The following is a 13,525-nucleotide window of genomic DNA, read 5'->3' as shown; positions in this document are numbered from 1 at the left end:
TAGAAAAAATCGCTCAAATTAAGACACAGTAGTAATTCCATACGTTTTGCACTGGAAATTGCTAAAATCCTTACATGATAAGGGTTTAGCAGTTTTTTATAGTTATAAAGCGACAAGTCTAATAAGTGTTCAACCTGATTTTATATCAAACTTTATTCAGCTAGAGGTTCGATGACAATTGTTCCTGGTTGTGCAGGTCGGGGCATAGTCTTATAGTGCTTTAACTGTAGGTCAATGCCTTGAGCTGAAACTTCGTAGCGACTGTAAAGCTCCGATAACAGAATAGACTGCATCTGTACCGAGAAGATTCTTCCAGGGCACTTGCGAGGGTTTCCCTGAGAGTTGGTCATGCTGAAGGAATTGATCTCATAGCGATCGCGTGCAAGTACCGAATTGAGGTTTTCGCGATTAGATTTTAAGATGGCATCTATATTTGTTGGGTCGAATAGGTTCGGATTAGGGAATATCGACGGATCGGAGTTCGCCTGCTGACGATCGAGCCACATCATAGTGCCCTGCGGAACTGTGACCGAACGCCCCTGATGCTGAAGAACAAAAGGGGTAGTCGTGCGACGCCATAATGCTGTGGGGTTGCTACCACCTAAGCGTAATGCCTCTAGTACAACTTTATTGATGAAGGATAGTTTTTCCTCATTACCACCAGAACGAGCCTCGGTAACAACGCTTGCTTTAATATCGGGCGAGGTTTCCAAAAAAGCAAGGAGCCACAACATACTCAAGGCAGTAGTTTCGTAAGTTGCCACGATGATAGCACCGAGTTCCTTCAACTTGGCGGGGTCGAGATTCTCAATTTCTGGGATTGTTAGCGATCGCTCCCAGAGAGCAAAGTGCCGCCGGATCAGGTTCGAGTCAGGAGCTGCTTCCAAGGCTTCAAAGTTGTCTGTCAGAAGCTGGCGAACAAACGGAATAATGGTTTCAAAGTCGCTCATAGCCGCAGGGTTGACCTTACCGATCGCCTCCGAGGCAATATCTATGAAGTCCCGCGTCACTCGACCATACTCTGTTGATGCCAAATAAGTTGTCAGGGGCGTTTGAGTCAGGTCAAGTATTCCGGGAACGAAGCTGTCTACATGGGCGACAAGGAAAAGTGCAAAGTCGTCGAGAGGCATTTCTTGACTCGCCACACTTTTGAGGTAGTCCACAGCGTGTTTTCTCACAGTTGGCTCAAGCTTGGCGATGAAATTTAGATTGCCAAGGGATCTCTCCACTGCAGCTCGCTTCCCTGGGCGAAGGGGATGGTCGTTTGGCAGAGTGCCGACAAAATCACCGAATAGCCCACTGACCGGGTCTGTAGATGGTGCTAGAACCTGGTCTCTCGTGAGGGGAACATTCGTGTTTTGGTAAATGGCAATCTGTCCATTAAATCGGAAAGAGCAAATGCCCCCGTTTGCCTCAGCACAAGCACTAATACCTGAAGTGCGAAAATAGTTTGATGCTGATTCTCCTCTATCGACAGTTGCTTGGCGAAAGGCATTTCCGTGGTCTTGGAAAAGATTTGGGCCAAAATGATGGGCAAGTACGCCGGGGAAAGGAGAGCTAAAATATCGAAATAGCCAAAAAGTGCCAAGCAGGCGTTCCCCCCATCTGTTTACTCGCCCCCAGAGATGCAGCCAGAGTGGCATTGGCGTCCTTGTGAGAGCATTTTCTGGTCGTTCTGAATTGGTCATAGTACTGGTTCCTCGCTAGACTACAAGATAGATTTTCAGGATTATATCAAAGTTAAGTGGCTACTTAGGGCTTGCTGATTAACCCTCAAAGTATTTACAGATAAAGGATTTAGACTTTTTGGAGCGAAAAAAGTGCAAGCTTGTCGGTTGCTCAAGCTCAAAAAGTTAGCATTTTGAGCAGACAAAGGCGGAAAAATCAAGGGACAATTCCTCCTCCAACCTCCTCTATTAATTCCCATTTATCCTGACTTCCCCTCCCAGGAGGGGAGGGGTTAGGGGTGGGTTGACTCCTGTCTCCTGTCTCCTTGCCTTACCCATAAGACTTTTTCAGCAAACCCTACTTATGCATAGTTAGCGCTTCTTAAAATGGAGAGATACTATTATTAATTGCTTAATCTCTTCCAAAATATCTGGATAATCTCCGTTGACAATCTCAGTTAGGGTGCTGAATGTTCCTGGGTATACCATGACCGAAAACCCACGCTTTTGAAGACAGGCGAAAATAGCAAATTCCTCTAAGAAGTAGTCACAGGATCGGCGAATGCGCTGCTCGAGCAAGGTATCGCTCTGGTTTGAATATCGCCTAATCTGATAGTTGCGACTAAATGCTTCAACTGACGAGCGGAATTTAGCATTGCTTTTAAAATATATCTGGAGATATTGGTGAAAGTGTGCATAATCATCCCAGGTCTGAATTTGACTGCAAGTCTCGAAGGTAAATTTAGTCTGCTCTCCAAATGCCTTAAAAATATGTTCCTGTTCCCGAACGAAAGCACGACCAATTTCTAAAGCTTCAACCAGTGCAGTTTCTTGGTCTAGCGATCGCTTCAGTTCTATATTGATACGGTGAATGCTGTCTCCCACCAAGACTAGACAATGGGAAAACCTCCGGGAAATCCATTCAACCATGGCCTTAACCTTTGCTGGTTGAAAATTACTATTCTCAAGACTCACTCCTAAAAAACAGGAATCAAGTTGTTCAAAATTAGTCCTGGCACAGAGAGGATGTACAGAATCAATTTTAGCTTTATATTGCAACCCAAGAATTAATTCCGAGGTTGGAGAGTTATTTAATCGCTCTAGAACTGGTGGTAAAGAAGCCATAAACATTTTTATCAGACAACAAACAAGTAATATCATGTCCGGTAGCATCGGTATTGTATAGCAAAGGTAAGGAACGGGAAACAGACAGGAAGGTTTAATAGCAAGAAAAAAAAACTTAAATTTCCTGTATATACTCACCCTTGGGTTTACACAAACGATTGCCTTCGGGCATGATATAATATCAAATCCGGTAGCATCGGTGTAATTAGATTATTATGGTGGGGAGTGTGGGGACCCACCCCTAACCCCTCCGGTGGAGGGGAATTATCGAGAAATATTTGGTAATGGTTGAAGATGGAACATTTTTTTATACCGAATTAAACGGATTTGATATAACTGAATATTGAAAACTGGGGGAATTAGGATCGGGGTGATTAACTGTTGAATGAAAATTGTATAAAATAGTTGGTATTTGTAACAAATGTGTGTTAATATTAAACAGGTAACTAAAAAAATGAAATAATTCTGCATGAATGCGACTTGTTGACAGACATATTATTAACCGAACACATAACTTTTGGCGAGTGTGTGATGAGTTAGCCTTTAAGTCAAAAAACTTGTATAATTTGGCTAATTATTACTGTCGTCAGCATTTTTTCTCTACTGGTCATAGTCTGGATTTAACCAAACTATACCATGCAACCAAAGAGAGTGATGCCTATAGATCATTACCAACTAAAGTATCAAAACAAATAATCAAATGCTTGGTTGCCACTTGGCGTGGTTATTTTCAGGCAATGGGAGAATGGTCAAAACATCCAGGGAAGTTTTTAGGTAAACCCAAAATACCAAAGTATAAGAATAAAACTCAAGGTAGAAATGTAGTTATATATTCAAAGGAATCAGTCTATAAAGCCCCTCTAAAAGATGGTATTTGTCACTTATCCATGAGTGAAATCAAAATACCTGTAGTTGTGGAAACTGTAATCGAAGTCAGGATAGTACCTGCTACGAGCTGCTATATAATTGAAGTACTGTATGAAAAAACTCTTCAGCCACAAATACACTCAACATATGTAGCCGGAATAGACTTAGGGATTGACAGATTAGTAGCTCTATCTACAAACAAGCCCGGTGTTAAACCTATGCTGATTAACGGGAAGCCACTAAAAAGCGTCAATCAACTATATAATAAGCGTAAAGCTAAGTACCAAAGTCATCTCAAAGGCAACAGAAAAACTAGCCGTAAGATTGAAGCGTTAACCTACCGCCGAAATCGTTTTGTCGAGAATTATCTGCATAACACCAGTAAATTAGTGGTGAATTATTTAGTCACTAACAGAATTGGTATTGTAGTCATCGGCCAAAATGATAACTGGAAACAGGGTGCAAACATCGGTAAAAAAAACAATCAAAACTTTACCCAAATACCCCACTCAAAGCTAATTCAACAGATAACTTATAAATGTCAACTAGCTGGTATCAAAGTTATGGATACAGAAGAAAGTTACACTAGTATTACTTCTGCACTTGACCTAGAATTGCCATGTCAGCAGGAAAATTATGTGGGAAAACGAGTCAAACGTGGTTTGTTTAGAAGTGGAACTGGTAAAGTGATTAATGCGGATATCAATGGTAGTCTTCAAATTATCAGAAAGAAATTCCCAGAGTGCTTTACTGCCGAGGGAATAGTGAGCTGTGCCGTACAGCCTATATTGGTTAATCCAATATCAAGAATTTAACAACTGCAATTTTCTACAGTTTTTTTCGTACGGTGACGTTTAACAAACTGCTCTTGTAGGCATCAGTTTAATACACATCGCTTATTTGCATAAGTTCTCAAGTTTTGTCTTTTTGATACAGAGCTTAGAACTGGGAAGCCATAACGCGGGACTTATAGCTCCCTCGAACCCCCACAATAGCACAATAGTTAAAAGATTAACAAAGGCCAAAAACACTTCATAATTCTTTACAAACAGCCTCTGAGAAGATAGCCTTCTTCCATCTTGTCATTTCCTTCATATAATATAATCATGTTTGTACAATTTTAATTACAGAATAGATTTGAGCAGAAGTGAATGTATTGAAAAATAATAAAAAAATGTTTAACTCATAATCTCCTGGATTTAACTTATGATATTACTTTTGACTTAGAAAACAATGTCTAATCCTCTCCTTTCGCTCAACTATGAACCTGCCATCCAAGCTTTAGGTGGTGACTATTATGATGAAGTACTTGCTGCTGAATTTCCCCAACATATTTTGCGGTTTCGTAATGATAAATTGCTCCCTAAAATAGGACTAACTCCTGAAGATGTTAAGGATGAGCATTTTATTGAAGCTTTTGGTAAATTTCATTGTGTCGGACCTTTTTTAGCTCTACGTTATCACGGTTATCAATTTGGTGAATATAATCCTTATTTAGGAGATGGTAGGGGTTTTCTTTATGGTCAAGTGCGTGGGGTAAATGGTGAATTATATGATTTTGGCACAAAGGGTTCCGGTAGAACACCTTATTCTCGCAGTGCGGATGGCAGACTGACTCTAAAAGGTGGGGTCAGAGAGGTATTAGCCGCCGAAATGTTACATCGTCATGGGGTTCGTACTTCTCGATGTTTGAGTTTGATTGAAACTGGGGAGGGGTTATGGCGTGGAGATGAACCTTCTCCTACTCGTTCATCGGTGATGGTACGTTTTAGTAGTTCTCATGTCCGGTTTGGTACCTTTGAAAGGTTGTATTATTTCAAACGTCCCGACTTAACTAAAAAGCTATTAGATCATGTAATTGATTATTATTATTCTGAATTAAAAGAACAGAGCGATCACTATTCTTTATTCTACTCAGAATTAGTAAAAAGAGTTGCGAAATTAGTGGCTCAATGGATGGCTGCGGGATTTTGTCATGGTGTATTAAATACTGATAATATGTCAATTACTGGGGAAAGTTTTGATTATGGTCCTTATGCTTTTATTCCCACTTATGACCCCAAATTTACAGCAGCTTATTTTGATTATTCTGGTCTTTATCGTTACAGTCATCAACCGTTAGTTTGTAAGTCAAATTTACACTTACTTCAAGACGCATTAGCTGCAGTTATTGACCGAGAAAATATGAGGGCGAGTTTAGATGAGTTTGATGATGTTTATCTGCTTGAATATAGGCGATTAATGATTAATAGGTTAGGGTTTGAACATTTGCCAGAAACAGATGCAGAAAAGTTACTTCAGCTAACTATTAAACTGCTGGAAAGTTCTCAGGTTGGCTATCACGATTTCTTTTTAGGATTGAGAAAAGAATTTTCTCCAGATTGGCGTGATGATGTTAATCAAATTTTTGCTGATTTTGAACAATCAGAATTAATGGAGTCGTGGCGACAATATTATTATCATTTATTACAGACTTATTCTAATGATGAATTAAAAGCAATGGCAGAAAGGTTGAAGCAATATAATCCTCAACAAAGTTTAATTCGACCTATAATTGAATCAGTATGGGAATCCATTACAGTAGAGGATAATTGGCAGCCATTTTATGATTTACTGAAGCAAATATGTGATTGAAGAGGCAGGAGGCAGAAGGCAGAAGGCAGAGGGAAAGAAAAGGTTAGAAGGGAGAAAGTTTTTTTTATAACTGATTATCCGGACATGATATAAGTCCTAATAATATCAATTTGTCTTCTTACCAGATTAACTAAATTTGTAGGGATTAACGGCCGTTAATCCCTACAAATGGTGTATAATTTCCCTGTTTGCGTAAGTCCTGTTTATATCAAATCCCCTTAATTGCATTATTATAGCAATGTGCGCTGGCATATTTACAAATTACAAGAACTGTCCAATAGCTAAAAGTCTTATATCATGTCCGTTTATATCGTTTGTGTAAACCCAAGGGTGAATATCTACAGGAAATGATGGTTTTTTCTTGCGAGGGTAGCCTTCTTCCCTCTTCCCTCTTTCTTCTTCCTTCTTCCTTCTTCCTTCTTCCTTACCTTTGCTATACAAGACCGATGCTACCGGACATGATATTATACTATCGGTCTTTTATTCCTCCTGTTGCCTGTTGCCTGCGCACAGCGCTATATAAAATCCGGGTAATTAGTCACTGCATTCGTCATTGCGACTGGAACGGAGTGGAAGGAAACAATCTCGTTTGACCATGAGATTGCTTCCCTTCGGTCGCAATGACAACTGTTGCCACTTTGCAAAGATACCAAATGGCTATCTATAGATAATCATAGGTTTCTCAGAACGGCATAATCATACCCATAATCAGCAACGGTAATCAATAAATCTTGCTTTGATAAATCCCTTATAATTCAGTTTTCCATGCTTTAGCTAGACAAAATTTAAGTTTTTCAGCTAATACCATTACGTGAGGTTCACTCAACATGGTAATATGATTTCCAGGAACCACATGAACCTCTACAGGTTGACTAGAAAACTGGTTCCATCCCCAAGTTGTATCTGTGGGAATGTCACCAAGCATTCCCAATTCATCCCGATCAACTTTACTTGTACGGAACAGGGTAATCGCACCTTGATAGCTTCTTTGTGGGAGATAACTCATAAAAGCCAATTCCTCAGCTTTAATAGTTTGGACAATCCCACGCACTCGTTCAATTCCTGAGTTAGGTGGCAATAAACTGACGATTTCCATCTGCCGTTTGAGATAGTTTAATTGTGCTTCAGGAGTTAAAGGTTTGAGGGTTTCATAAGAAATGTCGAAATTTTTCCCAGATAAAATTTCTAGCATATGGGCAATATTGGACAACCATCGGGTATCATCCCAATCTAGCTGTTTTGGGGTGGTACCTTGAAGTGGGGCGGGAAAGTCAAATAGGGCGAGTAGGGCGACTGTTTCTCCCTTCTGTTGTAGCTGTTGTGCCATTTCAAAAGTAACTAGACCCCCAAAGGAATGACCGCCGAGGAAGTACGGACTAGAGGGTTGAAGGGTTTGGATGGCTTGGAGGTAGTAGGCAGCTACCTCTTCAAGACTACTAAAGGGTTCTGATACCCCATCTAAGGATGGAGGTTGCAAAGCGTAAAAGGGTTGCTCGTTTCCCAGATGACGGGCAAGTTGGTGGAAGTAGACCACATTGCCACCGGAACCAGGCATACAGAAGAACGGTGGGTGGTTTCCTTGGGGTTGAATAGCAACTAAGGGAGACCAAGAGTGAGTATCAGTTTTTTGAGTGAGCGAAATTTTGGGTTGAATTTCTCTTATAGGCGTCCCCGCGTCCCCGCTTTGGCGCAGTAGAATGGCTAATTTTTCTAGGGTAGGACCTTGGAAAAGGGCTGCTAAAGATATATTTTGGCCAAATTCTTTCTCAATCTCAGCCATGAGACGCACTGCTAACAGAGAATGACCACCGAGGTCAAAGAAGTTATCATGCATTCCCACCTGTTCTATTCCCAACACTTCTTGCCAAATCTCTGCTAATGCTTTCTGTGTCTCTGTTTCAGGAGCAACATACTCCGTTGATACACTACTGATATTATCCGGTATAGGTAATGCCTTACGATCTACCTTACCGTTAGGAGTCAGTGGCAGTTGCGGCAACACTACAAACCCGCTTGGTATCATATACTGCGGCAACCGCTGTTTCAGATACTGTTTCAATTTTCCTATTGCTTCTGTCTGCGATCCTTCTGGAGTTTCACTTTCTAGCACTAGATAAGCGACTAGACTTTTATTACCAGAGTTATCTTCTGTTGCTAATACTACTGCTTGTTTAACACTGGGATGTTGAGTGAGAGTCGATTCTATTTCTCCTGTTTCAATACGGTATCCTCGCACTTTTACCTGGTTGTCGATGCGACCGATAAATTCTATATTGCCATCGGGTAAATATCTACCTAAGTCTCCTGTCTTATATAGTTTAGAGTTGTGAAGATCGAAAGGGTTAGGTATGAATCTTTCTGCTGTTAATTCTGGTCTGTTTAGATATCCTCGTGCTAAACCTGCACCACCAATATGTAGTTCTCCTGTTACTCCTATGGGTACTGGTTGTAAATCACGATCAAGGATATAAATTTTCAGATCGCCTAAAGCTTTTCCAATTGGACTACTGACCTGTTCTATGTTGTCTGTGCTTAAGATTTTGTATGTTACATGGACTGTTGTCTCCGTGATACCATACATATTGATTAACTGAGGGAATCGATCGCCATGCCGCTCAAACCAGGGGACAAGAGTTTTTATCTGTAGAACTTCCCCCCCGAAGATGACATATCGTAGTTTGAGAGCATCAACACTATAGTCTTGATCGACTTCAATTAGTTGAGTGAATGCAGATGGAGTTTGATTCAGGACAGTCACCTGATGTTGGACTAACAGATCGTAGAATTCTTTTGGAGAACGACTAACCCAGTACGGCACAATTACAAGGCGACCACCATACAGCAGAGCGCTCCACAGTTCCCACACAGATAAATCGAAGGCGTAGGAATGGAATAATGTCGAGCAGTCGTTAGTGTTAAAATTGTAAATTGATTCAGTTGTGCGAAATAAACGGGTGACATTTTGATGGGAAATTAAGACTCCCTTTGGTTGTCCTGTTGAACCTGAAGTATAAATTACATAAGCCAAATTGTCAGGAGTTACTGCCATAGCAGGATTATCTGTACTTTCTTGAGATGAGGGGAGTGTTTCTAAATCTCTATCCAAACAAACCACTTTGGCTTGATGTTGTGGCAAATTTGATAAAACTGATTTAGTTGCTACTAATATTGGTACTGCTGCATCTTCCAAGATATAACTCAAACGTTCTGCTGGGTAACTGGGATCTAATGGCAAATAAGCTCCACCAGCTTTAAGAATCCCCAACAATCCCACTATCATCTCCAGAGAACGTTCGACACAGATACCCACTAATACCTCTGGTGCAACCCCCAGAGTTTGCAAATAATGCGCTAGTTGATTAGCTTGACAATTTAACTGGTGATAAGTTAATTGTCGGTCTTCAAATACTACCGCCACTGCATCCGGTGTTCTTTCTACTTGTTCTTCAAACAACTGATGAATACATTTATCTTTTGGATATTCAGCTTGAGTATTATTCCACTCCACTAATAGTTGATGACGCTCTTTGTCCGTTAACAGAGGTAATTCAGAAATGCTTATGTGGGGATTGGTAACGATTCCCTCTAGCAAAGTACTCAAATGCCCACTCATCCCCTTAATTGTAGTGGCATCAAACAAATCACTGTTGTATTCACTCACAATAACCATTCCCTCCGCTCCTTCTTCTAAGAGAGAGAAAGTGAGGTTAAACTTAGAAATCCCAGGATCTACCTTGTAGTGAAACGCCTTCCATCCTAACTTGTCTTCGGTGGGAGACCAAGACTGAGTATCAGCTTTTTGAGTGAGCGAAATTTTGGGTGGAATTTCTCTTATAGGCGTCCCCGCGTCCCCGCGTCCCCGCGTCTGTGCGTCCCCTACTAGAGGTGGATTGATCGTCAAAGCCACCTGAAACATGGGATTTTGGTTAACTTGTTGATTGGGGCGAAAGGCTTCTACCACCTTCTGGAACGGCACATCTTGATGGGAATAAGCTGATAAACAAACATTCCGGACTCGCTTTAACAGTTCGCAGAAACTAGGGTTGCCGCCCAGGTCACTACGCAAAACTAAAGTATTGATAAAGTTTCCCATCATTCCTTCTAACTCTGGTCTGGTGCGTTGGGAGATGACAGTACCTAGAACAATATCTTCCTGATTTGAATAGCGATAAAGCAAAACTTTGATTGCTGTCGCGAAGGTCACAAATAAGGTAACACTTTCTTTGTTGCTAAGAGTTTTGAGCTTTTCGATTAAGTCAAATGAGAGTCGGTGACGAACAAATGAACCAGCAAAAGTCGTTTGTGCAGTGCGAGGACGGTCAGTGGGAAGTTTTAATTGGGGTAAGTTTTCGAGTTGTCTTTGCCAGTAGGTAAGCTGATGAGAAAGTATTTCTCCTTTTAGGCGCTGGCGTTGCCAAACCGTAAAATCGGCATATTGTATAGTTAATTCTGGCAGAGGTGATGGTAAACCTTGACAAAATGCCGTATAAATAATTTCTAATTCTTGTACTATTTGGCTCAACGATTCGGCATCTACCAGAATATGGTGAATAGCGAAGTAGAGTCGATAGCTGTCTGAAGTAAGCTGAATTAGAGTAGCTCGCAGTAGGGGTCCTTGATTGAAGTCAAATCTCTGACGAAGTTGTTCAGTGGCAATACGCAGTGCTTCTGTTTCTCTTGCGGTTTCTGACCATTGCCGCAAATCGACTATTGGTAAAGTAAATGTAGATGGTGGCTGAATTTCCTGGCAGGGTTGACCGTTAACCAGTGGATAGGTAGTTCGGAGAATTTCGTGGCGACGGATGATTTCTGTGAGACCTTTTTCCAAGGCAGGAATATCGATCTCTCCACCTAGATGAATGGTCAAGCTTTCATTGCAGACTGGTTCTTCTGGTGTTAACTGATTGAGAAACCACATTTGTTCTTGACTAAATGATATTGGCATCATTGGTTCTCGTGGAATTGGTTGTAGGGATGCTCCAACATCTAATCCCTCAAGGGGAATAACCTCCTGGGCTAACTCAGCAACTGTGGGACACTCGAATAGGAGATTTAGAGGTAATTCTACTTGCAGGCGTACCCGCACTAGCCCGATAATTTTGGTGGCTAACAAGGAATGTCCGCCTAATTCAATAAAGTTGTCGTGGACTCCGATGGGAGAAACACCCAGAATCTCTGACCAGATTTGCGCTAGTTGCTGTTCCATTGCATCCCGGGGGGCAACAAAACTGGTTTCACGAAGCAAATTTGAAGCATCGGGAATGGGTAGATCCTTGCGATCGACTTTGCCACTGGGTGTTAAGGGTAAAGCTTCCAGCATTATAAACGTTCCAGGCATCATGTAGTCTGGTAACTTTTCTGATAGAAAGTGGCGCAGTTGACCCGAAGTCGGGATTTGCCCCTGATTTGGACAAACGTAGGCGACTAAGCGTTTATCCCCTGGTTGGTCTTCTCGGACAATCACCGCAGTCTGCCGCAGGTTGGGGTGTTGGGCGAGTATTGCTTCAATTTCTACGAGTTCGATCCGGAAACCCCGCACCTTGACCTGATTATCAATGCGACCGAGATATTCGATATTTCCATCAGGTAAATAACGAGCTAAATCTCCAGTTTTGTAAAGACGAGACCCCTCTTCTTGACTAAAGGGATTGGCAATAAATCGTTCTGCACTCAATTCGGGACGGTTGAGATAGCCTATAGCTAGGCAAACTCCCCCGATGTACAACTCGCCGGGAATCCCCACAGGTACAGGTTTTGCGAATTCATCTAATAGGTAAATCTGAGTGTTAGCAATGGGACGACCAATAGGTGGTAGTGCTGACCAATTCTCAGTAGAACCGGTTAAGGTGAATGATGTCACTACATGAGTTTCTGATGGTCCATAATGATTATGAAGGGAACAATCTTTTAGCTGGTCGAAAAAGCTGGCGATCGCCGGAGTTATTTGCAACTGTTCCCCTGCTGTTATTACTTCCCGCAAACTGGTGGGAATCAATCCTAAAGTTTGAGCGGTCTGTGCTAACTGCTGTAAAGCAACGAAAGGAAGAAACAGTCTTTCTATTTGTTTTTCTCTTAATAGATGTAGTAAAGCAACAGGGTCTCGTCGCACTTGTTCTGAGATTAAGACTAAAGTTCCACCCCCACACCAAGTTGAAAATATTTCTTGAAAGGAGACATCAAAGCTAATTGGTGCAAATTGCAGAGTTTTTGCTTTTGGTGAAACTCTTGTGTTTTCTAGTTGCCAGAAAATCAGATTACTCAAGGCAATATGCTTCATCGCTACACCTTTCGGCTGACCTGTAGAACCAGAAGTATAGATTACATAAGCCAAGTTTTCTTCAGAAGCAGTACAGTTTAGATTGAATTGATTTTCTTGATTAACTACATCCCACTCACCATCTAAACAAATGATTTGCGCTCTTATTTTCGGTAATCCAGCTAACAAGTTTTTTTGAGTTAATAGCACTGAAGCTTGAGAATTTTCCAGCATATAGGCAATGCGCTCAATCGGATAAGTTGGGTCTATAGGAACATAAGCACCACCTGCTTTGAGAATACCCAAGAGACTGATCACCATCTCTAGCGATCGCTCAAGGCAAATTCCTACTAATACGTTTGGACCTATCCCCAGATGCTGCAAGTAATGAGCTAGTTGATTGGCTTTTTGATTTAAACTTTCATAAGTTAGTTGGTTCCCCTCAAACACAACAGCTACAGAATTGGGAGTTCGTTCTACTTGCGCTTCAAACAACTGATGCAGACAAATATCCGGAGGGTAATTTACGGCAGTCTTGTTCCACTCTCTTAAAAACTTATAATTTTCTTGATCTTGAATCAATGCCACATCCCCTCGTTTTTATTGTTAAAATAGCAATATTCTTTTGAGATTATAATGGACTTTGAGTTTTTTACCGAATAATTAATTAAGATTTAATGCCTCTCCTTTAAAGGATAAAAAATAAGTCAAAAGTAAGAAATAAGAAATAAGAAATAAGAAGTAAGAAGAAAATTATAGTGGTCAATAGGGGTCAAGGATTCAGCAAGTATTTATGCTTAATATTTAACTGATAATTTGACTCCCGATCAAGGTAAATGAAGATAATTTATTTGAAGAAGGAGACAGGAGACAGGAGACAGGAGACAGGAGGAAAATTACATGGGGATTCTCACCCCAAGTAATTTTGAACACCGTGTAGACGGTGGGGTATTAAACCCACAAAGAAAATGATAAT

Annotated in this window: 6 protein-coding genes; 2 read left to right on the top strand and 4 right to left on the bottom strand. The window is 41.1% G+C overall.

Annotated elements, in window-relative coordinates; all coding sequences use genetic code 11:
• Window positions 1-152 precede the first annotated feature (152 nt).
• Window positions 153-1,688, bottom strand: coding sequence for a cytochrome P450 (locus tag F6K13_RS03405; RefSeq protein WP_124147765.1), 1,536 nt, complete (start codon window positions 1,686-1,688; stop codon window positions 153-155).
• Window positions 1,689-2,039: 351 nt separating this feature from the next.
• Window positions 2,040-2,828: a tRNA-dependent cyclodipeptide synthase gene (locus tag F6K13_RS03400; protein WP_161565131.1), complete on the bottom strand. Its 789-nt coding sequence runs from the start codon at window positions 2,826-2,828 to the stop codon at window positions 2,040-2,042.
• Window positions 2,829-3,265: 437 nt separating this feature from the next.
• On the opposite strand from F6K13_RS03400, the gene F6K13_RS03395 reads away from it, so the two are divergent.
• Both F6K13_RS03395 and F6K13_RS03390 read left to right on the top strand, forming a co-directional pair.
• Window positions 3,266-4,474: a transposase gene (locus F6K13_RS03395; RefSeq protein WP_287286823.1), complete on the top strand. Its 1,209-nt coding sequence runs from the start codon at window positions 3,266-3,268 to the stop codon at window positions 4,472-4,474.
• A gap of 418 nt (window positions 4,475-4,892) precedes the next feature.
• Window positions 4,893-6,293, top strand: coding sequence for a YdiU family protein (locus F6K13_RS03390; RefSeq protein ID WP_124143571.1), 1,401 nt, complete (start codon window positions 4,893-4,895; stop codon window positions 6,291-6,293).
• A 261-nt stretch (window positions 6,294-6,554) separates the two neighbouring features.
• Here F6K13_RS03390 and F6K13_RS03385 read toward each other — a convergent pair whose 3' ends face one another.
• Entirely contained in the window at window positions 6,555-6,734 is a 180-nt protein-coding gene (locus F6K13_RS03385) for a hypothetical protein (RefSeq protein WP_287286822.1), read from the bottom strand.
• Window positions 6,735-7,041: 307 nt separating this feature from the next.
• Window positions 7,042-13,137: a non-ribosomal peptide synthetase gene (locus tag F6K13_RS03380; RefSeq protein WP_124154628.1), complete on the bottom strand. Its 6,096-nt coding sequence runs from the start codon at window positions 13,135-13,137 to the stop codon at window positions 7,042-7,044.
• Between the last annotated feature and the right edge of the window lie 388 nt (window positions 13,138-13,525).

Source organism: Okeania sp. SIO2B9, assembly GCF_010672505.1.
Lineage (GTDB): Bacteria > Cyanobacteriota > Cyanobacteriia > Cyanobacteriales > Microcoleaceae > Okeania > Okeania hirsuta.
The sequence above is the reverse complement of the archived record's forward strand: the minus strand, read 5'-3'. Positions and strand labels throughout refer to the sequence as shown.